This window comes from Sphingomonas sp. OV641 (assembly GCF_900109205.1).
Lineage (GTDB): Bacteria > Pseudomonadota > Alphaproteobacteria > Sphingomonadales > Sphingomonadaceae > Sphingomonas.
Genome location: NZ_FNZB01000001.1, coordinates 469,926 through 492,782 on the forward strand (window position 1 = coordinate 469,926; position 22,857 = coordinate 492,782).

A 22,857-nucleotide genomic window follows, 5' to 3' on the forward strand; every position below is an offset into this window, starting at 1 on the left:
CAGGCGCGCCTCAGGCTTCCTTCAGCGCGAGGGCGCGGGCGTAGAGCGCCTTTCGATCGAGGCCGAGGCGCTTCGCCACCTCTCCGGCGGCCTTGGCGGCGGGGAGGCGGCTCAGCGCCTCGGCCAGCGCGGCATCCGCGTCTTCCTCGCTGGCGGGCGGCGCCTCACCGGGCGGGGCGACGACGATGACGATCTCGCCCTTGGGCGGCGCGTCGGCATAACGCTGCGCCAGCGTGGGAAGCGTGCCGGTCACGGCCTCTTCGAACTTCTTCGTGATCTCGCGCGTGACCGCCGCCTCTCGATCGCCGAGCTGCGCCGCGAGCGCGGCAAGCGTGGCGCCGAGCCGCGGGCCGCTTTCATAGAAGATTAGGGTCGCGCGGACGGCGCCGAGTTCGTCGATGGTATCCGCGCGCGCCTTGGCCTTGGACGGCAGAAAGCCTGCGAACAGGAAGCGATCGGTCGGGAGGCCTGCAAGGGTGAGCGCGGCCACCGCGGCGCAGGGACCGGGGATCGTCACCACCGCATGGCCGGCCGCACGGGCATCGCGCACCAGCTTGTAGCCCGGATCGGAAATGAGCGGCGTTCCCGCGTCGGACACCAGCGCGATCGCCTCCGTTCCCAATCGTGCGATCAATTGCGGACGGACATGATCGGCATTGTGATCGTGATAGGGGGTCATCGGTCGCTTGATGCCGATGTGCCTTAGTAATCCAATTGTAACACGAGTGTCTTCTGCCGCGACTAGGTCCGCCCGCGACAGAATGTCGGCGGCACGTGGAGACAGGTCCCCGAGATTGCCGATCGGGGTAGCGACGATGTACAGGCCGGGGCTTAGTTTTTCCACGAGGAGTGTCATGGCAGAGGCCGCAACCGTATCGCAACGGGCGAATACCTTCGTCCGCGGGTTTGTCGCCGTGGCGGCGCTGCTCGTTTCCGCCTGCTCCACCGTGGTGCCGCGCGGCCCGGCCGGTCCGACCGGCCCGACCACTGCGCCGCCCCCGGCGGCACGGCCGGACTTGGGCGTGGAGGCCGGCATCCCGCGCGACACCGCGCGCAATCGCGTCGCCCTGCTGGTGCCGCTGTCGGGAACGAACGCGGGCGTGGGCAAGAGCCTGGCCAATGCGACTCAGCTTGCCCTGCTGGACACGCGCAACGAGCAGGTCCGCATCACCAATTACGACACCGCGACCGGCGCGGCGGCGGCGGCCCAGCGGGCTGTGGCGGATGGCGCCCAGCTGATCCTCGGCCCGTTGCTGTCCGAGGATGTGCGTGCGGTGGCTCCGATCGCGCGGCGCGCCGGTGTGCCGGTGCTGGCCTTTTCCAACGACAACAGCGTCGCTGGCGAAGGCGTGTACCTGATGGGCTACACGCCATCGCAGTCAATCGAACGCGTGGTCGAGTTCGCGCGCAGCCGCGGCGTGACGAACTTTGGCGGGCTGGTCCCCAACGCTCTATATGGCACGCGAGCATCGACTACCTTCCTGCGCGCGGTGGAAGCCGCCGGCGGCCGGGTGGTGGCGCTGCAGACCTATGATCGCACCGCCGGCGGTGTGGGCGCGGCGGTGACCCGCATGACCAAGGATGCGCCGTTCGACGCTGTCCTGATTGCCGATTCGAGCGGAACCGCGGCGACGGCCGTGCCGCTGCTGCGCAAGGCCAGCCCGAATGCCAAGGTGCTCGGCACCGAATTGTGGAACAGCGACAATGCTGTGGCGAGCCGGCCGGCGCTGAACGGCGCATGGTTCGCCAGCGTTTCCAACACGCTGTACCGGCAATATGCCGCGAAGTATCGCGCGCGCTTCGGCACGGCACCCTATCGCCTGTCGAGCCTTGGCTATGATGCCGTGCTGCTGACGGCGCGCATCTCCCGCGACTGGAAGGTCGGCGCACCGTTCCCGGATACGCGGCTGCGCTCCGGCGAAGGCTATGCCGGCATCGACGGTGCCTTCCGCTTCGGCCGCGACGGCGTGGCGGAACGCGCGCTGGAGGTGCAGGAAATCCGCAGCGGCAGCACCTCGGTCGTCTCGCCGGCGCCCGCCAGCTTCGGGCGCTGACGGGTAATCTTTCAACACGTTACCTTTCCTACAAGGATCATCTCTGATGTTCGCCTGGTTCCAGCGCCTCCTTCCGAAGCGCGGCAATTTCTTCGAGCTGTTCGATGCGCACGCAGCCGTCACGCTGCGCGCGGCGGAGGCGACCACCCGGCTGTTCGCCGGCGATACCAACCCCGAGAAGATCATCGCCGAGGTGAAGGACCTGGAGCATCAGGCGGACGAAATCACCCGCACCGTGCTGCAGACCGTTCGGATCACGTTTCTGACGCCGTTCGATCGCAGCGCGATCAGCGACCTGATCGGATCGATGGATGACGCGATCGACGCCATGGATGCCGCGCTGACCGCGGTCAGCCTGTATGGCGTGCGCAGCTTCACGCCGGACATGCACCAGATGGCGAGCAGCATGACCGAAGCGGCCGCCGTGACCGTGGAGGCGATGCAATTGCTGCGCGATGTGGCGCGCAACGGCCCCCGCATCCACCAGCTGACCGAGCGACTCGTCCAGCTGGAAGGCGAGGCGGACGCAATGCACGAGCGTGGGCTGAAGCGCCTGTTCGAGCATTACCATGGCGGCGATGCGATGCAGTTCGTCGTCGAGCGCGAGATCTACAAGCATCTCGAAAAGATCTCCGACGCGTTCGAGGACGTGGCGAACGAGATCGACGGCATCGTCATCGATCACGCCTGAGCGATCCAGCCTCACATGCATGAGCTTGCTCTCCCGCTGCTGATCGGATTGATCGCCCTGGCACTGGCGTTCGATTTCCTGAACGGCCTGCATGACGCCGCCAACTCAATCGCAACAGTGGTCGCCACCCGCCTGCTGACGCCCGTTCAGGCGGTGGTGTTCGCGGCCTTTTTCAACTTTGCCGCCTATTTCCTGACGCTTGCCGTGCCCGGTTTGCACGCCGTCGCCGAAACGATCGGCAAGGGGCTGATCGACCAGGATGTCGTGACCCCCGCCGTGATCTTCGGTGCGCTGGGCGGAGCCATGTTCTGGAACATCGTGACCTGGCAGAAGGGCATTCCCTCTTCTTCCAGCCACGCCCTGGTTGGCGGTCTGGTCGGGGCCGGCGTGACTCATGCCAGCGTCAACAGCATCCATGTGGGCGGGCTTACCAAGACCCTGCTGGCGATCGTGGTGTCGCCCACGCTCGGCATGATCCTCGCCATGCTGGTGATGCTGGCGAGCAGCTGGGCCTTGCGGCGCCGCACGGCGCGGCAGGCGGAAACCAGCTTCCGTGCGCTGCACCTCGTATCATCCGCGGCTTACTCGCTGAGCCACGGCCTGAACGATGCGCAGAAGACCATGGGGATCATCACGGTGCTGCTTTATTCGACCGGTTATCTGACCGGCGAATTCGAGGTGCCGCACTGGGTGGCGATCAGCTGCTATGTCGCGATTGGCCTCGGCACGCTGTCTGGCGGCTGGAAGATCATCGAGACGATGGGCTCGCGGATCACCAAATTGTCCCAGCACCAGGGTTTCAGCGCATCGACCGGTGGCTCGATCGTGCTGTTCACCGCATCCGCGATGGGCATTCCGGTATCCACCACGCACACGATCACCGGCGCCATCATCGGTGCCGGCGTTGCGCGGCGGACCTCCGCCGTCCGCTGGGGCACCGCCAGCAGCGTGGTGGTCGCTTGGATCATCACCATCCCCTGCTCCGCAGCGGTGGGCGCAGCCTTTTACGCGCTGACCTTGCTGTTCTGATCGACAAGGAAGCGCCCGGGCCGCCTCATTCGAGCAGCTTGGGTGCTTCCTTCTGAAGCTTGGCGCGGATCTTGTCCGAGAACATCGCCAGGAAGGCCGGCAGCTCGAACGTGGCATGGACGTTCGCGTCGCTGATATCGAGCCGGGCGGCGACCCTTTGGCCAAGCCCTTCCACCGTGAAGTGAAGCGTATTTCCCTGCCAGCGATGCTCCGTCACGGCGCCGCCGGGTATGAAGTCGGCGAGCTTGCCGAAGCTGCTACCGATGCGCTCCTTGGCGGGGGCGGTGCCGAGCGTGTGGGGAATATCAACCTCGATCGGGGCGGTCACTGAGCGGTCTCCTGCGGCGCGAGCTCCGTGGCAAAGAGCTGGGCGTCGTCGGCAAACGCCTTGAACTCAAGCGCGTTGCCGGACGGATCGCGGAAGAACATGGTTGCCTGCTCGCCGGGCTGCCCCTTGAACCGGACGTGCGGGGCGATGCCGAAGCTGATGCCGGCCTGCTCCACGCGCGCCGACAACGCTTCCCAGTCGGCCATCGTCAGCACTACGCCGAAATGCGGCACGGGCACGTCGTGGCCGTCGACCGGATTGCTGGTGCCGCCCGGGCGGGCGTTCGGATCGAGGTGTGCGACGATCTGATGCCCGCCAAGATCGAAATCGATCCAGTGATCGCTGGAGCGGCCTTCACGACAACCGAGCACGTCGCCGTAGAAGGCGCGCGCTGCGGCGAGATCGTGCACGGGAAAGGCGAGGTGGAAGGGGCGAAGTGTCATGCGGCAGTGATACACGATCCTTACCGGAAGCGGAAAGGGGCGCGACAAGGAATGCGAACGGGCTTGCGAAGCGGCGCCGGCGCGCTGACTGACGCTGGAGACGGACAAGTTTCCTCCATCGGCCATTTCCCGCGGCCCCGCATCTTTGGTAGCGGGCCGGCGATGACCTTGTCCTTCCTGTCCCGCCGGCCGGCGCTTGCCTCCCTTTTGCTGGGAGCGGCGGCAGCCTGCGGCTTTGCGCCCCTGCAACTCTGGTGGCTGACGATCGCCTGTTTCGCCGCCTGGATGGGGATCGTGCACCGGGCGCCGACCCTGAAGGCGGCCTTGTGGAGCGGCTGGGCGTTCGGCGTCGGCAACTTCACGATCAACAACAACTGGTTCCAGCACGCGTTTGATTTTCAGGACAAGATGCCGCCCGTGCTGGGCTATGTCGCGCCGCTGGCGCTGGCGCTCTACCTTGCGGTGTATCCGGCGCTCGCGGCCGGGCTTGCCTGGCGGCTGCGGGGGTTCAGGCCGGGCGCCAGCTATGTGCTGGCGTTCGCGGCGGCGTGGATCGTCAGCGAGTGGCTGCGCAGCGTGATGTTCACAGGCTATGCCTGGGATCCCCTGAGCGTGATCTGGATACCAGTGCAGCCGGTGGCGCATGGAGCCGCGTGGGTGGGTACCTATGCGCTGTCCGGCCTGACCGTACTGCTTGCCGGGACGCTGCTGCTGGTGCCGCGCCGGCCAGCGTCAGGCGTCGCGATCGTCGTCGTGGTCGCGGCGCTGCTCGGTGCGCAATGGCTGAGCTATAACGACGGCGCACCGGTTGCCGCCGTGCGTGCGGATCAGCCGCGCGTGCGCGTCGTTCAGCCCAACGTGCCGCAGGATGCGCGTGGCGAAAGCGATGGGGAGATGATGCTCGCCAAGCTGTCCCAGCTTTCGGGGACGCCCGGCCCCGCGCCACGGCTGATCGTCTGGCCGGAAGGGGTAATCCGGGACTATCTGGAGGACGGATATCCCGATTACGCTTATGGATCCGATCCGTTCTGGCTACGCTGGCGCATGGCGCGATTGCTGGGCCCGCGCGACATGCTGCTGACCGGCGGCACCGCCCTGCAGTTCGACAAGGCGGGCAACGCCGTGACCGCGACCAATTCGGTGTTTGCGGTCGACCCGCGCGCGCGGCTAGGCAAGGAGCGGTACGACAAGGCGCATCTGGTGCCTTATGGCGAATACCTCCCCATGCCCTGGTTGCTGAAGCGGCTGGGGCTGGATCGGCTGGTGCCGGGGGCGATGGACTTTGCGGAAGGGCCCGGGCCGCGTGCACTGGGAGTTCCCGGCTTTGGCGCGATCGGCGTCCAGATCTGTTACGAGATCATCTTCTCGGGGCAAGTGGTGGATCCGGCAGCGCGTCCGCGCCTGATCTTCAACCCGTCTAACGATGCCTGGTTCGGCAAATGGGGGCCGCCGCAGCATCTGGCGCAAGCGCGGATGCGGGCGATCGAGGAGGGGCTGCCGGTTATCCGCGCAACGCCCAATGGCATCTCCGCGGTGATCGCCGCGGACGGCCGGCTGATCGCCACCGTTCCGCATGAACAGGCCGGCGCGATCGAGGTACCGCTTCCCGAACCGGCGCCACCCACGCTGTTCTCCAGGTTGGGCAATTGGCTCGCCGCCATTGTCGCCATTCTGCTGGGCGGCACAGCCATTGCCATTCGCCGCCGGCCACGATAGGCATATAAAGCTATCTTTATATCCTTATCTCATCAGAACTCAGGCGGAGTGATCATGCGCCAATCGTACCTTTTCACCAGCGAATCCGTCAGCGAGGGCCATCCCGACAAGGTGGCGGACCAGATTTCCGACGCGATCGTCGATCTGTTCCTGTCCAAGGATCCCGAGGCACGCATTGCCTGCGAAACGCTGACGACCACGCAGCTCGTGGTGCTGGCGGGCGAGATCCGCTGCAAGGGCGTGTACGAGAACGGCGCCTGGGCCGCCGGTGCGGAGGAAGAGATCGAGGCCACCGTGCGCAACACGGTGAAGCGCATCGGCTATGAGCAGGACGGCTTCCACTGGGAGACGCTGCGCTTCGAGAACAACCTGCACGGCCAGTCGGCGCATATCGCGCAGGGCGTGGACGCGAGCGGCAACAAGGACGAAGGCGCCGGCGACCAGGGCATCATGTTCGGCTTCGCTTGTGACGAGACGCCCGACCTGATGCCGGCCACGCTCTATTATAGCCACCGCATCCTGCACCGCATGGCGCAGGACCGTCATTCGGGCGCGGCGCCGTTCCTGGAGCCGGATGCCAAGAGCCAGGTGACGCTTCGCTTCGAGAACGGCAAGCCGGTCGCCTGCACCGCGATCGTCGTGTCGACCCAGCATGCCAAGGGCTATGACAAGGGCGAGCAGGAAGCCGAGCTTCACGCTTATGTGAAGAAGGTGGTGGCGGACCTCCTGCCGGCCGAGCTGCTGTCGGACAGCACGGTTTACCACATCAACCCGACCGGCAGCTTCGAGATCGGCGGCCCGGACGGCGATGCTGGCCTGACCGGTCGCAAGATCATCGTCGACACCTACGGCGGCGCATCGCCGCATGGCGGCGGCGCGTTCAGCGGCAAGGATCCGACCAAGGTGGACCGGTCGGCCGCTTATATCACGCGCTATCTGGCGAAGAACATCGTTGCCGCTGGCCTTGCCAAGCGTTGCACGATCCAGCTCGCCTATGCGATCGGCGTGGCCAAGCCGCTGTCGCTCTACGTCGATACGCACGGCACCGGCACGGTGGGTGACGACAAGATCGAGGCGGCAATCGCCGGCATCGAAAAGCTGGGCGGCATGACCCCGCGCGGCATCCGCACGCACCTGGGCCTCAACAAGCCGATCTATGAGCGGACCGCCGCTTACGGTCACTTCGGCCGCGATCCCGATGGTGACTTCTTCCCGTGGGAGAAGCTTGACCTGGTGGACGATCTGAAGGCCGCTCTGGCCTGAGCCATATGTCGTCTTGCCCCGGCCGATCATGGCCGGGGCGAGAAGGTTGGCTGCTTTTACAAGTGGAATGGCGCGCGGCCGCTTCAAGCTGCGCCGACGTTCCGCCGCCTGCTCGTCAGCTTGGATGTGCCTCCGCTTCGGCCAGCGCCGCGCCCTCCGTGCGCTGCTCCCGCGCGCGATCGATCCGGCGCTCCGCTGCGTCGACGATCACGCCGGCGATCCGCTCCGCCGTCCAGCCGATGAGCGCGCCGATCGCGACATCCGTAGGGTAATGAGCGCCGCGCGGCAGCTGAACGCCGGCGATCGCGGCGGCGCTGGTTCGGGCCGGAAGCGCCAGTTGCGGTGTTGTTCGCGCAACCGCCTCCGCAACGCTCACCGCGCCGGCCGTATGGCCGGACGGGAAGGAATTGAATTCGGTATCGCTGGCGCCCTTGCCGGCGCCGACTTTGGCCTCACCGTCCATTAGTGCGCGTCCGGGACGGGCGCGATCGACCGAGCGCTTCAGGATCGTCTTGCCGCCCGTTGCCAGCGCATGGGCCAGCAGCATCCGCGCGCCGGTGCGCGTCACGTCGCGGCGACGGAGCACCAGGCCGGCCGCGATCGTCGCAAGCGACAGGGCAACGAGCGGCGGCTGATCCGCAATCTCGCTGGCGGCGCCCAGCAGGGCGATGGGCTTGCGCTCGGCCGCAGCCGCGACCGATCCCACCAGATCATGTTCGGCCTCGGCGATCTTCTTCGCCTTTTTCTTGTTCTTTCCCATGGCCAGCGGTGAACGATGCTTGTGCCGCTTTGCTCCGCGCGGGAGTGACGCTATCGCCCCCGCCGATGAACGATCCCGCTACCATCCGCCGGCTCTATGGCCGTGCCCAGGGCCATAAGTTGCGCAAGGGACAGGCGGCGCTTGTCGAAGACCTGTTGCCAAAGGTGGCGGTGCCCGAGGAAGGGCCGATCGACGCCGCTCGCCTGTTCGGCGACGATCGGCCGTTGCGGCTGGAGATCGGCTTTGGCGCGGGCGAGCATCTGGCGGGGCAGGCCGCCGCCCGACCTGAGGCCGGCTTCATCGGCTGCGAGCCGTTTCTCAACGGCGTGGTGGGCGCGCTGGGCCACATTCGCGACGAGGCGCTGAGCAACGTGCGGCTCTACATGGGTGACGCGCTGGCGGTTGTCGAACGCTTGCCCGACGAGTCGCTGGACGCCGTTTACCTGCTCCATCCCGATCCCTGGCCCAAGGCGCGCCACGCCAAGAGGCGGATGATGAACCATGGGCCGCTGGACCTAATCGCCGCCAAGCTGAAGCCGGGCGCGGAGTTCCGGCTCGGCACGGATGACCCGACTTATTGCCGCTGGTCGATGATGGTGATGGCGCAGCGACAGGACTTCACCTGGCTGGCGAGCCGTCCGGGTGATTTCCTGGAGCGGCCCGCCGACTGGCCGGAGACACGCTACGAACGCAAGGCGCGCCGGCAGGGGCATGAGGTTTGGTACTTCCGCTACCGTCGGAACTAAGCACCTCAGCGCGGGATCACCGGATCGCGCGGGATCCGGCACCGGCGCCCGGCACATAAGCGTCGATCAGCGCGCCGACATAGTCCGGGCTGTCGGACGTGAGATTTTCATGCGGCCGTCCCGGGGCGTAGATGAAACCGTGCACCTTGTAGACGGTGCCGCCGAGGCCGTTCGAGTCGCGGAACCAGACCTTCACCTCGCTCCAGTCATTGTTCTTGCTGACGTCAAAGACGGTTACGTCCTGCTCGGCGTGGCCGCGTTCCCCATCGAAGCGCGACCAATTGGCATGGGTGAGCATCAGCACGCGCGACTCGACGATCCGGCTGACCACGGCGACATGGCCCAGCGGCAGCCGGGCCTGACGCGCAAATGCGATGACGGACCCGACCCGCGGGCGCTCGCCACGATCATAGCGTTCCGTGGCCTGATCCCACCAGGTCCATGCGTCGCCATAGATCTGGATGCCCGATGCCTGCCGCGCGAAGGGCACGCACTGCCCGACATAATCCAGCAGCGAGCGGGCCTGGGCAGGCGCAGCAAGGGCACAGGCCAGTGCGGCGGCGGTCACAAGAATACGCTTCATCACGCCTCGAACTATCCGGACGAATTGTCTGACACGTTGCCGAACGCGATTAACAAAGGCTTACGGCCGCCGTTAGCATGTTGATCCGCCAGCGTAATGATCGGGCGCTCACCTAGCCTGAGTGCGCTTGGGGGCGACCGAACTTTCGCCGATCGCCCCCGGCCCGTGCGGAACGGGATCGCGGCTCAGAGAAGGAAGGCCGAGGCAGTGAGGTGATCGACCCCGGTCAACGTGATGGTGAGATCCGCCACGCGATCTCCCGTCATATCGGCCATGCACACCGCGCCCTCGCTGGTGCGCTGGTAGCGCAGTTCGCCGGCGGTGCCGGTGAAGGCGTTGGTACCGATGAAGCGGAAGGCCTCGTTCGCATCCGTGTTCGTGTTGGCATCAATCATCGACAGCGAGATGCGATCGCCAGCTCCGAAGTCGGCGATCACATCGCGATCGCCGAAGGATTCTTCGCGGAAGAGGAAGCTGTCGCTGCCCGCGCCGCCGCTCATGAAATCATTGCCGACCCCGCCTTCGATGACGTCGGCCTGAGCGCCGCCCCAGATGCGATCGCTGCCTTCGCCGCCGATGAGCGTGTCGCCGCCGGCGCCGCCGTAGATCAGATCGTTGCCGGTGCCGCCGTGCAGATTATCCTTCCCGTCCTCGCCGTGCAGCGTGTCATTGCCGTCCAGCCCTTGCATCGAGTCATTGCCGGCTCCGCCGTACAGGACATCACTTCCCGCGGTCCCCGCGACGCGATTGTCCAGCGCATTGCCGTGCCCCGTGCGGCCCGGTTCCGCCATGCGCAGCGTTTCGACATTGTCGGGCAGCGTGTAATCGATCGAGGCATAGACCGTATCCGTGCCGGCATTGCGGTCCTCAATCACCAGATCGCGACCGGTGCGCACGAAATAGATGTCGTCGCCAGCGCCGCCCTCCATGCGGGTTTGGCCATCGCCGCCCGTCAGCTGATCGTTGCCCTTGCCGCCGACCAGCACGCTGTCGCCAAAGACGGCCGCCTTCAGCCGATCGGCGCCATCGGTGCCGTCGATGTGCGCGACCGGGACAGGGGGCGCGGGCACATCCGCGAGCGCGCGCAGTTCATCGACCACCTCGCCGAGCACCGGCGATGCGTCGGCGAAACGGACCCATTGGGGATTCGCGGCAAGCCAGTCGCCAACGAAAGCGCTGCCATCGTCGTAGATCGCCTTGGTGGTGGCATTGCCTTGCGGCGCCTCCACCGTCTTGCCGTCGATGACATAGGTCTGCGCGACGTTACCGGCCATTGTGGTGACGTCGGCGACGCGGATCCAGGATGCCTGATCGAGATAGCCGGCGACAATATTGTCGGTGACGGCCAGGCCATCGGCGCGCTCGACATGGATGCCATTGTACATCCCGCCGACCACCAGATTGTCCGAAATGGTGACGTTCTTGTACGGCAGGGCGTCGGTTTCGTCGCCCATGAAGATGCCCTGGATCGCCGCTCCGTCGCCGCGATGGATCACATTGCCGGTGATGGTGATGTTTTCGGCGCTGACTTTCTGATTGGCGGTCCAGAACTGGATAGCGTCCGGGTGATCGCCGGCTTCCGGGTGGAAATCGGTGAATACATTGTCGGCGACGAGCACGTTGGAGAGACCGCCCCCGTGGAAGCCGTCCGCGCGCATGTCATGGAAATAGTTGCCCTTGATCGTCACGCCCGAATTGTCGAGCATGTTGATGCCGTAGCGCAGGTGCGTGATCTCCGAATTGGTGATGGAGACATCGCGGCTGCCGCGCACCATGAAGGCATTGGACTGGTAGCCGGCCTCACCGTCCTGCCCGCGGATCACGACCTGGTCGAAGCTGACCCCAACGGCGTTCTTGACCTCGAAATCATAAGCGGTGGACGCATCCTTGTCCGCAAAAACGACATTGCGGAACGTAATGTTCTCCACGCCGAGCGCCTTCAGCCCGGTGATCTCGGCAGGATTGCCGGGGGTGGCGGAGGTGATGGTGACCGGCGCGTCGAACTTGACGTTCCGCAGAGTGACCTTGTCGTAGGTGCCGGCGGCCAGCGCGATCGTGTCGCCGGCGCGGGCCTGTGCTGCAGCCGCCATCAGCTCCGCAGCCGAGGAGACGCTTATCGTTGCCATGTGATGTTCCTGCCTCAGATCCCGCGCGATTGGGCGGGCTTCCAACACAGCCATGCATGCACGGGAAGATTTAACAGCCAGGTTAAGGAATGGCTAAGGGCAAGTACTATGGTGCGCCGGTCTCCGCCGATCGAAGGTGACGCAATCAGAGGCAATGAGGGATGAACATCCAATCTGGACATAACCAGCGGTCCGACCGGTTGAGAAGAAGGTGAAACAGCGTACGCAATGTCTCTCGTAAGAATGACGACCCATGATGGCGGTTAATCTACTTCGGATCTAACTGCGCCGCGCCGCTCGCGCCCGACATCATAGGTCCGTCATGCCGGGAGGGACGCGATGCGGTACGGATGGACCTGTATTCTGGTAGGCGCGATCGCCACGGCGGGCGTATCTGCCACGGCGCAGCAGACGGGATCGGCAGGCGCGACGCAGGGCGAGGCTTTGTCCAACGACCAGCGGCCCCCCTATGTGCTGGGGCGCGGCGACGTGATCGAAACAGCGGTGATCGGCCGGACGGATTTCACCGCGCGGGTGCAGGTGCAGGAGGATGGGACGGTGCAATTGCCGTTCGTCGGCACCGTGCCCGCGGCGGGGCGCACGCCGCTTGAACTGCGCAATGAGCTGCGGGCGCGCCTGAAGGGCGGGAACTTCCTTGAAGATCCCGTCGTGACCGTCTCGATCGCGACTTATGGCAGCAGATATGTCACCGTTCTGGGGCAGGTGAACCAGCCGGGGATCGTGCCGATCGACCGCGCGTATCACCTGACGGAGATCGTGGCGCGGGCAGGGGGCGTGAGCTCCTCCGCGGATACCATCGTGCTGACGCGTCCTGATGGATCGTCCCGTTCCGTGTCGCTGCGCGCGATCGCTGCGGCGCCGACGACGCAGGATCCGCCGGTGGACGCGGGCGACAAGGTCTTCGTCGTGCCGCCACCGACTTTCTATATCTATGGGCAGGTAAACGCGCCCGGGGCCTTTCCGATCGACGGCCCCATGACGGTGCAGATGGCGCTGGCGCGAAGCGGTGGGCTGACGTCGCTTGGATCCGCGAGACGGGTGAAGCTGGTCCGCCGGGGTGAGGAGCTGAAAGCCGCCCTGAACGAAGAATTGCAGGCCAACGACGTGCTTGTCGTTGGTGAACGCTTCTTCTGAGCGGGAGGCGGGCGTGACTCCCATTCAGATCCTGCGCATGCTGCGGGCACGATCCTGGCTGATCGTCTTGCTGGCGGTTGTGGGTGCCGCCGCAGGCGCCATCGCGGCGAAATGGATGCCGCCACGGTATGAGGCACGGTCGCGGATCGTGGTCGATATGCTGAAGGCCGATCCGGTGACGGGTGTGACGCTGCCCCCCAAAACCTTGGAGACCTTCCTCGCGGCGCAGGTCGAACTCGTGCGCGATCCACGGGTGACGAGGCGGGTGGTCGATCATTTCGGCTGGACCCGGTCGCCTGTGCTTCGCGCGGCGCACCAGCGCGCGTTGCAGGTCGGTGGTCGTCTCGCCATGCGCGATTGGCTGGCCGAAGACGTGTCCCAGCGCACGCGGGCCACCATGATCCGAAACAGCCCGCTTCTCGAGATTGCCTATAGCTCCACCGTGCCCGAGACGGCGCGGCGGGGCGCGGACGCATTGCGCGACGCCTTCATCGCCGAAGCGATCGACAGCAAGCGGCGCGATGCTGCGCAAAAGGCGATCTGGTTCACCGGGCAAGTGACGGCGCTCAAGCGACGTCTCGTTGTTGCCGAGCAACGCAAGGCCGCTTTCGAGCGCGCCAACCAGATCGTGCTGCAGGACGACAATGTGGATGCGGAATCCGCCAAGCTGCGTGCGCTTGCGAGCAGCGCGCCGGCGGCGCCATCCATGGTGGCGGCGCCGGCGATCGCGCCCTCCTCTGGTCAATTGGCACAGGTGGACGCGCAGCTTGCCGCGGCTCGGCCGTCCATGGGTCGCAATCATCCTGAGATCATCGGTCTGGAGCGGCAGCGCGCCGCGCTTTCGGCGGCGGTCGAGCGTGAATTGGCGGCCATGCGGATCGCAAGCCAGGTGCCGGCCGCCGGATCCCCCGGTACCAGCCTGAGCGTTCAGGCGAACAAGGTTCTGGCGCAGCGTGGGCTGGTGGATGAAGCGCGGCGGCTCGCCGGCGATGTTGCGGTTCTACGCGAACAGGTGGCCAAAACCATGCAGCGGGCGGCCGAATTTGAGCTGCAGGCGCAATCGACCGAGGCCGGTTTCAGCAAGCTTGGCGCTGCTGCCCTGCCGCGCGTGCCGGTGACGCCCGGTCGCTGGATCCTCATCCTTGGCGGGCTCGCCGCGGGTTGTGTTGTCGGTGTGCTGACGGCCATCCTGATGGAATTGATCAGTCGACGCGTCCGGGGCCCCGAGGATTTGGCCATGGCGGGCGTGCCGGTGATCGGCATGCTGCCACGTTCCTCCGGCCTAGGGCTCAGCTTGGCGGGCCTGAAGCTTGGTTTGTCTCGGGGGGCGACGGCATGAGCGCGATGACGAGCAGCATTGGCGTGGATGATGGCGATCAGGATCGACGCTGGAGCAGCGCGCTGGGGCGGGCCAGTGAGACAGGCGAAGCGAAGGAGGGAATAGGCAACGATGCCCTCTCCGCCGAGCCGTCTGGTCCCGATGTCGGGCTTATGCCGGAGCGGCTGGAAGGCGGCCCGGCCACGCGTGAAGTCGCGGACCAGCATGAGGCTGTTCCGCCAGCCGACGATGGTGCTGCCACGGACTACGCCTTCTCGCGCCGCATCGTCTGCCTCTCCGCGCCAGATGGTGCGGCGGCGGCCAGCTATCGCGCGGTTCAAGCGCATCTGCTCGCCAGACATGTGGGCGATGGCCGCCGTGGACTGGTGTTATGTTCACCGCGTGCCGGCACCGGCTGTACCACGGTCGCGGTGAACCTGGCGGTGGCTTGTGCACAAGCGGGTATGAACACGCTGTTGATCGACGCGAACATGGCCCGACCCGGCGTGCAGGACTTTATCCAGCCTTCGGCACCGGCGAGCGGGCTCGCCCAGATGCTGCTGGCCAAAAGCAGCGAGCAGATCGACCAGACGCGGCAGGGTGTGCGCCTCAACCTTTCGGTCCTATTCGCAGGTGACGGTGCGGCCCGCGCGCGGGATCTCATCGCCGGCAGAAGGTTCAAGGAGATCGTCGACCACGCCATGCGGTCCTTCGACCTTACCATCGTCGACACGCCTGCGGCCTTCGGCAGCATGGATGCCCGAAATGCAGCAATGACGGTTCGCTATGCCATGATCGTTGCGCGCTATGACGTCACGCACGTGGCCGACATGCGGCAGACGCAGGAAGACCTGGTCAGTGATCGTGTGAAGGTGGTGGGAAGCTTTCTGACGGACTTTTAGGTGTCGAACGCGGGTGCTTCTGCCTCTTTGTGACGGGACGACTCTGCAGACGGTGCTCGTTTGGGTTTGCCGTCTAAAGCTCGGCCCTGCGCGGCCTTGTGGGTCCGCAATTTGCTCCAAATTTGGTCGCGCGGCCTTTCTGCGAACACCGGCCGTGTGTCACCGGCTCGTCGCGGCGCGCTCAAGCCGTACTGGCGGGACTAAGTGCTGTCGGTTGGGCGCATACGAGGTCGCGCTGCCTGCGCTGCCGTTCGAACTCGATGGGACTGAGATAGTCCGAGGTCGAGTGACTGCAGTCGGGATTGTAGAGTGGCGATGTAGGCGAACGGGTCTGTCTCGCTTGATTGCGCGTGCGATACGTCTTGCGCCAAACCGCCTGGTTTTCGGCGAGGCGAGGAAGCTCTCCGTCGCCGCTTTGTCACAGACGCTGCCGATCGGCTCATCGAGCAGGTCACGCCATCAACGGCAATCAGCCGCTGGACTGCTGGCCGATATATTGGCTGCCCTTGGTCTGGGTGGTGCAGCAGGGCATCAGGCTTGCCGCGGCGCCAGATCGCCATTCACAGCGCGTCGGCTCCGAGCTGGGCGGCCATCTTGTCGCTCACCGACCAATTGATCACCCGCCAGGAGAACAGGCCGATAATGGCGGCACGTACAGCGATCTTTCGGCGATCTAAAGGAGGCGAAGTCTGCGAGTCACCTCCGGTGAAGTGGTTGGCCGCCTCGGCCGTGTATTGGTGGCCAAGAACTTGGTCCGCAACGCCCCACCGCAGGTTCAATGCGATGCAGGCCAGATCTTCCGGTTCCGGCCGTGACGTGGATCGGAAGATCGGACCAAATTATCGGTGAATTAGATCTGGGCGTTCGATGCTTGATCCAGTCAGTTTTGATCCCACCTCTGACGAAGCCAAGGCATTTGCAGTAGTTCGTTAATCGCGCCGCATGCTGGGTCATCCCCGCCTCCTCGGCTTCCCCTGCAGCCCACTCCGGGTAGGCTTGTACCAGAATTCGATATTACGCGAATTTGGTAAAGGATTTGATATCTCCTTTCGGGCTCCGATCTAACTGTCTCAAAAAAGTCCGTGTTTATCATGTGAAGTACGACTTCATACCCAAAGGAAAGTCCTAATGAAGGAGAAGTCTTTTCCTGATCATCGCGGATGACGCTTGGGTGCCTTAGGAGAACGTAGGATGACGGTGCAGCGCCGCGACATCGCTTGACTAATTCAAGCCGCGTCACGGCAAGCGGCGTCCTGGCTGATCATCCTCACCCAGAGGTACAAGGCGATACCGTCATCTACAAACGCATAGGCGTCAGCCACGTGAACGACCGATGGTGTAATGAGGCGATAGACCTTTGACATCCTTTCCAATGTCTCGGTCGCGTTGCCCAGACCAGCGTTGGATCCACTGTTCAACTCGCGCGCGATTTCGGCGCGTGGGAGCAGGAAGCTGTTTGCCAATGCCACTTGCGCCAGACGGCTGAGCGTGCGCTCATGGCCGTCCCGGATGGCCTGCTCCATACGCTGTCGCACGTCAGGTGCGATCCGCAGGTCGAGGTGGGCGAGGACCTGGCTGATGCCGCGGTGAACATCGGCGTGGTCGATCGTGGTCGATGACCGATCAAGCGCCGCGAAGCCGGCATGTTGGCCGACCAGGCTGGCGAGATAGGGCAGGCCCAGCGCGGTCAGGTTGATGAGCTGCAAGGCCTTGGATGTAAACGTCATTCCGCTGGCGTGCTGACCGTTGCTGATCAGTTCCGCGATTCCATCCTGCGTCATGTTGGGCACGCGCAGGCCGAGTATGTTCCGGCGGATCGATGGAACATGGGTGATAATCTCTGTCAGGTTCTGGGCAACGCCGGCGATGACCAGTTGCACCTGGCTGCCCCGATCGGACACGTTCTTGATCAATTCGGCCACCGACTGGCGGAAGTCGGCCTCGCCCGCGCGATCAAATTCATCGAGCACGATCAGCAGGCGCGTGCCCGCGACCTGACTGAACAGCTCACTTGCGCGGTCAACGGTTAGCGGAGACTCGTCGAGCAGATCGGCAAAGGAAAGCCCTTCCTCGATCTCGGCAGACGCCGGGTCGTACCTGGCGTGGAACAGCAGAGGAATATCGACCATCACCGAGCGGAACAGCGGATCGAAACTGGTCCGCTCACCGCATGAGATGTAGCGCACGAGATAGCGTGACTCCCGGGCAATCCCGCTCAGCACATGCAGGATCGATGTCTTGCCGATCCCGCGCGGCCCGAAGAGGACGAGGTGCAGATATTGGTCCTCAATCGCGCGGATCATCGTGCGCAACAGATCGGTGCGGCCGGCAAGCATCGCAGGATCCATGATCGGCCGCGCGGGGGTGAAAGCGCGACGCAGGTTGAGACGAACGCGATCGTGCCGCCGTGTGCCGACGCCAAGTTGATCAGCAGCCATGCCGCGGAACCGAGGCAGGCCGCGCCCGCGCTCACTGGCTGGAGGCGGAGGCGCCAGCGCGATTTCCGCCGAGGCAGTCCCGCCTTGATCAGCGTCTCCCTCGCGCTTGCCGAACAAGGAAGAAAACCAGTTCATGTCGCCCCTTCCGGTTGTCCGGTGCTTGTCATGGGTCGGGCGCGCGCCGGGGGGCAAGGGAATGGATCCATCCCGGCGGTATCTTCCACCAATCAGGTGCGATGTGAGCGCCCCCAAGAGGTTGGCGTGAACCTGAAAATGGAGAACGGAGGCGGCAGTTGGGCCCCGGCGGCGCAGCGAAGGAGCAGGATTGCGGCGAGCGGCCCAAGCAGTAGCCAGCCGAGCGCGCTGACCCAAGTGATGGAGAGCGCTGCGACGAGGCAGAGCCCGAGCAATAGAAGGAGCTGCTGGTAATAGGCGCCGCCAATTTGGGCGTGCCGATGCGCCAGAACGCCCGCAGTGATCGCGCCGGCGAACTCTGCCACGACGCCAGCGAGGATCATCGGCTCTATCGCGCCCGTCATCGCAGCGGCGGCGATCGCGATCGGGACGCCCATTCCCCGAACAAGATTGGCATACAGCGGATTGCGGGTCTCGCCGCAGGCCATGGCGGCGATAGTGGGCGCTACCCGAAGCAATCGCAGCGCATTCATGCACGCGAGCGCGGCCAGAAACGTGGCAGCGGGCATGAACTTCGCACCGAACAACAAAGCGATGACAACATCGCCGAGGATCAACGTTCCGATGACGAGCGCGAGCGCGGTGCAGGCGGTGGCGCTGCAAACCCCGTCGTAGATGCGCTGAAAGCGAGGCGGATCGCCGTTTGCCTTGGCGAGCAGGGGCAGCGTCAGGGTCTGGAGCGATTTTGCGATCAGATTGGCCGGCGTGAGCGTCAGCATGACCGCCGCGCTGAACCAGCCAAGCGCTGCCGGCCCGAAGCGCTGGAGAACGATGATCCGATCGCCGTTCAGGATCAGGAACATCAATAGGCCATTGGCGACCAGCGGCCAGCCAAAGGCGAGCGCCGCTCGCAGCACCGCGCCGTCGAAGTCGATGCGAAATCGCTGGCGCACGTGCACATGGGTGAGGATCACTGCGGCGGATTGCTGGGCGATGATCGCGAAGAGGGCGGCGCGATGATCGCCCAGCCACCAGAAGCCGGGAAAGATGGCGAGAAGGCCGATCGGCTGCGACAAGAAAGAGCGCAACACCTGTGGCCCGAACTGGCCGTGCCGCTGCACCCTGAAGCCTTCGAGATTGAGGAAGGCATTCGCCAATGGGACGGCGGCGAGCAGGAGATAGGCGGAGGCCAGCGCCGGCGTGCCCATCGCCAGCGCAAAGGGATAGGCCGCGCCGGCGAGCAGCAGGGCTGCGGCGATGCTGACGACGAGCTGTGCGCCATGAAGGGAGGCCACGAAGCGAAGATCGTCTGCACGCGCATCCTGCACGACGAGCCTGTTGATCCCGACGTTCTGAAACGTCTCCACCATGGTCATGAGAATGGAAAAGGTGGCGGCGAGACCGAACTGATCGACGGGCAACAGGCGCGCCAGGATGATGTTGCGGAGGAGAATGGCCGCAACATCGACTAGGTTTGCAGCCAGCACCAATCCACCTGAACGGAGCATCACCAGTCGTCGCCCGTCATCGCCGGTGCATCCGCTCAAAAGCCGAGCCGACGCAGCCGCGCATGGCGATCCTGCGAAGGCTGCGGCTCGGAATTCATCGGCGTGGGACCGATCGGCTCACCATCGTCCGTGCGCGTCATCCAGGACACCGTGCCGAGCGCAAACATCAGCCAAATGTAGCTGTTGTTCCAGAGATGCACGCTGACGGCGGCGATCATCGTGGCGACCAGCGAAAAGATCACCCCACGGCGCATGTCCCGGCCCTCAACATCAGTTTCCGGATGATGAGCGATGCGCCAGATCGACACAACAAACGCCGCGGCCAGGAGGATCAAGCCGGGGAGTCCGTAACGATAAGCGATCACCAGCCAGAAATTGTCCATGCTGGCGTGCATGAACGCGGGCCGCTCCCAATCGTCGGTCCCATGGCCGAGGAGCGGCGAGTCCATGACCGCGGCCGAGCCGAACTGCCAGATCAGGATCCGATTGTAGGAGCTTTGCGCGCTGAACGTCGCATAGTCGACAAACAGGTGAAACGGCGTGCGGTCGGACAGAAGATCAGCGGCGATATAGAGCGCGATCACCAGCGAGATCAGGATCGTCCAGCGCTTCTGCACAGTCCGCAGGATCGCGTTCCACAGCATGAGGCCGAACTGGATGTTCATGCTGAGCAGTGCACCGGTGGACAGCGACGTCATCGCTGCAAGGATAACCGCGGGAGTGCCGAACCAGCGCATCAGCCGACCTTGCCGACCGGGAAACATGAAGACGGCCGCCGAGACCAGCGTGGCAGCGAACATGCCGAGCAGGATCGGGTGTTCAAACACCCCCTGAGCGCGGTGAAATCCCCAGCGTGGATCCATATGGGTGGGCAGAAGCGTGCTGCTGAACAGGGCGGCGAGATCGAGCAGCGGCTTCGACCCGGTGACCGACTCCCACAGAAGGACGGGTAGCAACACGGCGACCCCGATCATGGCAGAAGCGAACACCAGGCGGGTGGCTCCTGCATTTCGGACGAGCACACGGCCGGTGAAATACGCCCCCGCAGTTTGCAGTAGAACGACGCCGGCGGGCTCCAGTGCGTTGCCGATGTCCAGCAGGAGGAGGCGCGTGAGGAAGGCCCAGCTGGCAAAGCCGAGGACGAGCAGATCGGTCGCTGTGCGCGGGCCCGCCCGGCCACTCAGCCACGAAGTAAGCAGGGGAAGGAAGCCGATCGCCAGGTAGAGGAGGGCCGGTGGCAGTGCGATGGGACCGAGGAAGAAGACCGATGGCACGAACAGCACACAGATGAAGAGCAGGATGGCTGCGCGGGTGCTCGGCGCGACAACCTGCGCCGGAACTCCCGGCGGCTCAGCCTTTATCGAAGCGGCGGCGGCGGCAGGTGCGGAGAGACGTACCAAACGCCCGTGACGAACCGCCACGACGGGGCGGGCCGGCGCTGCCCCTCTTAAAGGCCGGCCGTCAGACGGCTGAGGCTTCATCGAAACGCCTCTATGCGCGATCCTGTCCAGCGATCAGGCAAGGGCTTGAAACCAGCGCTTGACGACCACCTTCGGATTTAAGCGGTCCACGTCGATCTGACGCTTGGCAGGGATGCCGCCGATCAGGCTTGCGGCGACGGAGAAGGTGGAATGCCGCGAGTGGATCAGCCAATCGCACTCGGCGAGCGCAAACATGTCGATTACGGCATTCTCCGCTTCCCGTAGCGGATCGCCCATCTGCGTGCCGGAATAATGAAGCGCGGCGCCATCCTCGGCCAATTGTTTGTCGATGGTGAACACACGCTTGAAGCGGCTGGCGATGTAAGCCTGCGCCTCGGCGCTGTCCGTCGCCAGGAAGATATCGCTGGCCGGTGAGCGTTCACGCAGCTTGGCGAGGGCGCGCTCGATCTTCGCCAGCGGCACCTTGCGATCGGTGAAGCGAATATGCACCCCGATGATGGGCCGGTGCCGTCCGGCGAAGAGGCGGCTGACGGTTTGCCGCACGCGATCGTTCGGCGTAAAATACCGGTGCAGCATGTCCTGCGTGATCGCATCCAGGCTTCGCCCGTCGAACCGCCGATCCGCGTGCAGCCGCCCGCGCAGACGCGCCAGCTTTGGCAGATAGGACCAGAAGACGCCCACGCGGGCGAGCGGATCGGGACCTGCTAAAGGAATGGACAGGCGCCGATAGATGAAGGGGCTGGAGTGCCTGTCGGGGAAGTGCCGGGCGATGATGCTGACCGGCTGCTCGGCGAGGCGCCCCGACCAGAGCGCGGGGGCAACACAGGTGCTGCCATCGTAGCAGGCGGGATCGATCCTGACCGGATCGCGGAACAGGAGAGGGTAAAGATTCGTGCCTTCGGGCAGGTACAAGCCGTCCCGCCAATCGATGACGGGGGTGCGGCCACCGAGCTGCGCCAGGATCACGCCAGTGACGCCAGCGAGCATACGGTTGCCGAGCCCGCCCTTCGCCTTGATCAGCAGCGGGCGAACGCCGTGCGGCAGCGGCGCCTGATCCCCGGCCGGCGCGGTGTCGTTCGCGGGGGATGGCCGCAGCGACTGGCGAGCGTCAGAGACTGTCGACATAGCGGCGGAGACTTTCGCTGTAACGATGGAGGGGGCGGCCGGCGGCCCAGGCCCGCACGGCGGCCGCGCCGGCGTCCGCCCGGGCAGGCACGACCTGGTTGTTCCTCACGCGTTCGACACGCTTGTTGCCGATGAGGTAAATCGGGGCCTTGTTGCCGCGAAGCGCGGCATGGCCGTTTACCCGAATCCAGCTCTTCTGATCGGGGTAGGCAGCGACGGTGTTGGCCGTCAGCGTTAGCGACTCCGTTTCGGAGAGAACGGCGATGCCATTGAACATGCCGCCCACCACGATGTTCTCTTCCAGCGCGATGTTCCGGTATGGCAGGCTGCCGGTTTCATCGCGCAGGAAGATGCCCTGCATCGCCTTGCCCCGCCCGCGATGAATGACGTTGCCGATGATCCTGATGTCGTGCGCGCCGGTTTTCTGGCGACTGGTCCAGAACTGGATCCCGTCCGGATGATCCTTGGCCGCCGGAGTGAAACCGGTGACGTGGTTATAGGCGATCAGGACGTTCGAGTTCCCGCCGCCACGAATCGCATCCATGCGGAGATCGTGGAAATAGCTCGACACCACCGACACGCCGGAGGTGTCGAGAAGGGACACGGCGATCACGGCATTGGTGAATTCCGCGTGCGAGATCGTCGCACCGACGCAGTCGCGCAATTGCAGGATCTTGTCCTCGGCAAGTCCGACCGGCCCGGCCCGGCCGCTGGCAAGAACATGCGTGATCGTGAGGTTGCGCACGTCGCGAAACAGGAAGTCCTCCTGCGCCGCCGTGCCTGATCCACGCAGCACGAGGTTGCGGAAGGTAAGGTTCGCGCTGCCGCGCAGGTTCACGCCCGTTAGCACCGCGCGACGCGCCGGATCCTGGGAGGTGATGACCAGTTCGCTCGCGGGCTTGATCTCCCGCAGGGCGAAGGGCGCGTAATTGCCGGGCGCGAGCAGGATGCGCTGCCCGCCGCGCGCCTGACGCAGAACCATCACGAGCTGCGCCGTGTTTTGCACGACCACCTCCCGCAGCGGTGCGGGAGCGGGCATCGCTGATCCTGAGGCCAGCGCACCGAGACCCATGGCAATCGCGGCCGAAACGGATC

General features: G+C 65.0%; 21 protein-coding genes. 9 read left to right on the forward strand and 12 right to left on the reverse strand.

Annotated features, from left to right (window positions below; translation table 11 throughout):
* Window positions 1-10: 10 nt before the first annotated feature.
* A complete protein-coding gene (rsmI, locus tag BMX36_RS02115; RefSeq protein WP_093063518.1) occupies window positions 11-856 on the reverse strand; it encodes a 16S rRNA (cytidine(1402)-2'-O)-methyltransferase in 846 nt (281 codons plus the stop codon).
* On the opposite strand from rsmI, the gene BMX36_RS02120 reads away from it, so the two are divergent.
* From BMX36_RS02120 to BMX36_RS02130, 3 genes are read left to right on the forward strand one after another with little or no spacing between them, the layout of a single operon-like run.
* Window positions 855-2,054 carry a penicillin-binding protein activator gene (locus tag BMX36_RS02120; protein WP_093063519.1) on the forward strand — a complete coding sequence of 400 codons (1,200 nt, stop codon included), beginning with the start codon at window positions 855-857 and terminating at the stop codon, window positions 2,052-2,054. The genes rsmI and BMX36_RS02120 overlap by 2 nt on opposite strands.
* Window positions 2,055-2,100: 46 nt before the next feature.
* Window positions 2,101-2,745 (forward strand): DUF47 domain-containing protein, encoded by a 645-nt coding sequence (locus BMX36_RS02125; RefSeq protein WP_066779940.1) that lies wholly within the window; start codon window positions 2,101-2,103, stop codon window positions 2,743-2,745.
* Between the two features lie 15 nt (window positions 2,746-2,760).
* Window positions 2,761-3,774 carry an inorganic phosphate transporter gene (locus BMX36_RS02130; protein ID WP_093063520.1) on the forward strand — a complete coding sequence of 338 codons (1,014 nt, stop codon included), beginning with the start codon at window positions 2,761-2,763 and terminating at the stop codon, window positions 3,772-3,774.
* 25 nt (window positions 3,775-3,799) lie between these two features.
* Here BMX36_RS02130 and BMX36_RS02135 read toward each other — a convergent pair whose 3' ends face one another.
* The gene (locus tag BMX36_RS02135; protein ID WP_093063521.1) at window positions 3,800-4,102 is read right to left on the reverse strand and encodes a polyhydroxyalkanoic acid system family protein; all 303 of its coding nucleotides are present in this window, start codon (window positions 4,100-4,102) and stop codon (window positions 3,800-3,802) included.
* Entirely contained in the window at window positions 4,099-4,545 is a 447-nt protein-coding gene (locus BMX36_RS02140; RefSeq protein WP_093063522.1) for a VOC family protein, read from the reverse strand. Before BMX36_RS02140 ends, BMX36_RS02135 begins: the two co-directional genes overlap by 4 nt.
* Window positions 4,546-4,707: 162 nt before the next feature.
* Between BMX36_RS02140 and lnt the strand changes: the two genes are divergently transcribed.
* Together lnt and metK are read left to right on the forward strand one after the other, a co-directional pair.
* Window positions 4,708-6,261 (forward strand): apolipoprotein N-acyltransferase, encoded by a 1,554-nt coding sequence (lnt, locus tag BMX36_RS02145; protein WP_093063523.1) that lies wholly within the window; start codon window positions 4,708-4,710, stop codon window positions 6,259-6,261.
* A gap of 54 nt (window positions 6,262-6,315) precedes the next feature.
* Window positions 6,316-7,524 (forward strand): methionine adenosyltransferase, encoded by a 1,209-nt coding sequence (gene metK, locus BMX36_RS02150; protein WP_066779934.1) that lies wholly within the window; start codon window positions 6,316-6,318, stop codon window positions 7,522-7,524.
* A gap of 115 nt (window positions 7,525-7,639) precedes the next feature.
* Here the strand turns inward: metK and BMX36_RS02155 are convergent, their stop codons facing one another.
* A complete protein-coding gene (locus tag BMX36_RS02155; protein ID WP_093063524.1) occupies window positions 7,640-8,284 on the reverse strand; it encodes a phosphatase PAP2 family protein in 645 nt (214 codons plus the stop codon).
* 65 nt (window positions 8,285-8,349) lie between these two features.
* On the opposite strand from BMX36_RS02155, the gene BMX36_RS02160 reads away from it, so the two are divergent.
* The gene (locus BMX36_RS02160) at window positions 8,350-9,030 is read left to right on the forward strand and encodes a tRNA (guanine(46)-N(7))-methyltransferase TrmB (protein ID WP_093063525.1); all 681 of its coding nucleotides are present in this window, start codon (window positions 8,350-8,352) and stop codon (window positions 9,028-9,030) included.
* A 16-nt stretch (window positions 9,031-9,046) separates the two neighbouring features.
* On the opposite strand, the gene BMX36_RS02165 is transcribed toward BMX36_RS02160, so the two are convergent.
* Window positions 9,047-9,613 carry a CHAP domain-containing protein gene (locus tag BMX36_RS02165; protein WP_093063526.1) on the reverse strand — a complete coding sequence of 189 codons (567 nt, stop codon included), beginning with the start codon at window positions 9,611-9,613 and terminating at the stop codon, window positions 9,047-9,049.
* 185 nt (window positions 9,614-9,798) lie between these two features.
* Window positions 9,799-11,739, reverse strand: coding sequence for a right-handed parallel beta-helix repeat-containing protein (locus tag BMX36_RS02170; protein WP_177178997.1), 1,941 nt, complete (start codon window positions 11,737-11,739; stop codon window positions 9,799-9,801).
* Window positions 11,740-12,078: 339 nt separating this feature from the next.
* Between BMX36_RS02170 and BMX36_RS02175 the strand changes: the two genes are divergently transcribed.
* The 3 genes from BMX36_RS02175 to BMX36_RS02185 are packed head-to-tail and all read left to right on the forward strand — an operon-like array spanning window position 12,079 to window position 15,114.
* Entirely contained in the window at window positions 12,079-12,894 is an 816-nt protein-coding gene (locus tag BMX36_RS02175) for a polysaccharide biosynthesis/export family protein (RefSeq protein ID WP_093063528.1), read from the forward strand.
* Window positions 12,895-12,907: 13 nt separating this feature from the next.
* Complete coding sequence (locus BMX36_RS02180) at window positions 12,908-14,233, forward strand: GumC family protein (RefSeq protein WP_093063529.1); 1,326 nt, start codon at window positions 12,908-12,910, stop codon at window positions 14,231-14,233.
* Window positions 14,230-15,114 carry a CpsD/CapB family tyrosine-protein kinase gene (locus BMX36_RS02185; protein ID WP_093063530.1) on the forward strand — a complete coding sequence of 295 codons (885 nt, stop codon included), beginning with the start codon at window positions 14,230-14,232 and terminating at the stop codon, window positions 15,112-15,114. The genes BMX36_RS02180 and BMX36_RS02185 overlap by 4 nt, the downstream gene beginning before the upstream one ends.
* A 560-nt stretch (window positions 15,115-15,674) precedes the next feature.
* On the opposite strand, the gene BMX36_RS02190 is transcribed toward BMX36_RS02185, so the two are convergent.
* The 6 genes from BMX36_RS02190 to BMX36_RS02215 form a co-directional block, all read right to left on the reverse strand.
* Window positions 15,675-15,893 carry a hypothetical protein gene (locus BMX36_RS02190; protein ID WP_093063531.1) on the reverse strand — a complete coding sequence of 73 codons (219 nt, stop codon included), beginning with the start codon at window positions 15,891-15,893 and terminating at the stop codon, window positions 15,675-15,677.
* A 447-nt stretch (window positions 15,894-16,340) separates the two neighbouring features.
* On the reverse strand, window positions 16,341-17,687 hold the full coding sequence (locus BMX36_RS02195) for an AAA family ATPase (RefSeq protein WP_093063532.1): 1,347 nt from the start codon (window positions 17,685-17,687) through the stop codon (window positions 16,341-16,343).
* A gap of 92 nt (window positions 17,688-17,779) precedes the next feature.
* On the reverse strand, window positions 17,780-19,195 hold the full coding sequence (locus BMX36_RS02200) for an oligosaccharide flippase family protein (protein ID WP_256210743.1): 1,416 nt from the start codon (window positions 19,193-19,195) through the stop codon (window positions 17,780-17,782).
* A 35-nt stretch (window positions 19,196-19,230) separates the two neighbouring features.
* On the reverse strand, window positions 19,231-20,616 hold the full coding sequence (locus BMX36_RS02205) for an O-antigen ligase family protein (protein WP_177178999.1): 1,386 nt from the start codon (window positions 20,614-20,616) through the stop codon (window positions 19,231-19,233).
* A 93-nt stretch (window positions 20,617-20,709) separates the two neighbouring features.
* Entirely contained in the window at window positions 20,710-21,762 is a 1,053-nt protein-coding gene (locus BMX36_RS02210; protein ID WP_093063535.1) for a nodulation protein NodZ, read from the reverse strand.
* Window positions 21,746-22,801, reverse strand: a complete 1,056-nt coding sequence (locus BMX36_RS02215) for a right-handed parallel beta-helix repeat-containing protein (RefSeq protein ID WP_177179000.1) — start codon at window positions 22,799-22,801, stop codon at window positions 21,746-21,748. The genes BMX36_RS02210 and BMX36_RS02215 overlap by 17 nt, the downstream gene beginning before the upstream one ends.
* Between the last annotated feature and the right edge of the window lie 56 nt (window positions 22,802-22,857).

Excerpts from the sequence above, each read along its gene's own strand:
- rsmI (WP_093063518.1), bottom strand. The coding sequence starts at position 856 with ATGACACTCCTCGTGGAAAAACTAAGCCCCGGCCTGTACATCGTCGCT.
- BMX36_RS02130 (WP_093063520.1), top strand. The coding sequence starts at position 2,761 with ATGCATGAGCTTGCTCTCCCGCTGCTGATCGGATTGATCGCCCTGGCA.
- BMX36_RS02155 (WP_093063524.1), bottom strand. The coding sequence starts at position 8,284 with ATGGGAAAGAACAAGAAAAAGGCGAAGAAGATCGCCGAGGCCGAACAT.
- BMX36_RS02195 (WP_093063532.1), bottom strand. The coding sequence starts at position 17,687 with ATGAACTGGTTTTCTTCCTTGTTCGGCAAGCGCGAGGGAGACGCTGAT.
- BMX36_RS02200 (WP_256210743.1), bottom strand. The coding sequence starts at position 19,195 with ATGCTCCGTTCAGGTGGATTGGTGCTGGCTGCAAACCTAGTCGATGTT.
- metK (WP_066779934.1), top strand. The coding sequence starts at position 6,316 with ATGCGCCAATCGTACCTTTTCACCAGCGAATCCGTCAGCGAGGGCCAT.
- BMX36_RS02175 (WP_093063528.1), top strand. The coding sequence starts at position 12,079 with ATGCGGTACGGATGGACCTGTATTCTGGTAGGCGCGATCGCCACGGCG.
- BMX36_RS02140 (WP_093063522.1), bottom strand. The coding sequence starts at position 4,545 with ATGACACTTCGCCCCTTCCACCTCGCCTTTCCCGTGCACGATCTCGCC.
- BMX36_RS02170 (WP_177178997.1), bottom strand. The coding sequence starts at position 11,739 with ATGGCAACGATAAGCGTCTCCTCGGCTGCGGAGCTGATGGCGGCTGCA.
- lnt (WP_093063523.1), top strand. The coding sequence starts at position 4,708 with ATGACCTTGTCCTTCCTGTCCCGCCGGCCGGCGCTTGCCTCCCTTTTG.
- BMX36_RS02125 (WP_066779940.1), top strand. The coding sequence starts at position 2,101 with ATGTTCGCCTGGTTCCAGCGCCTCCTTCCGAAGCGCGGCAATTTCTTC.
- BMX36_RS02165 (WP_093063526.1), bottom strand. The coding sequence starts at position 9,613 with ATGAAGCGTATTCTTGTGACCGCCGCCGCACTGGCCTGTGCCCTTGCT.
- BMX36_RS02185 (WP_093063530.1), top strand. The coding sequence starts at position 14,230 with ATGAGCGCGATGACGAGCAGCATTGGCGTGGATGATGGCGATCAGGAT.
- BMX36_RS02215 (WP_177179000.1), bottom strand. The coding sequence starts at position 22,801 with ATGCCCGCTCCCGCACCGCTGCGGGAGGTGGTCGTGCAAAACACGGCG.
- BMX36_RS02120 (WP_093063519.1), top strand. The coding sequence starts at position 855 with ATGGCAGAGGCCGCAACCGTATCGCAACGGGCGAATACCTTCGTCCGC.
- BMX36_RS02160 (WP_093063525.1), top strand. The coding sequence starts at position 8,350 with ATGAACGATCCCGCTACCATCCGCCGGCTCTATGGCCGTGCCCAGGGC.
- BMX36_RS02210 (WP_093063535.1), bottom strand. The coding sequence starts at position 21,762 with ATGTCGACAGTCTCTGACGCTCGCCAGTCGCTGCGGCCATCCCCCGCG.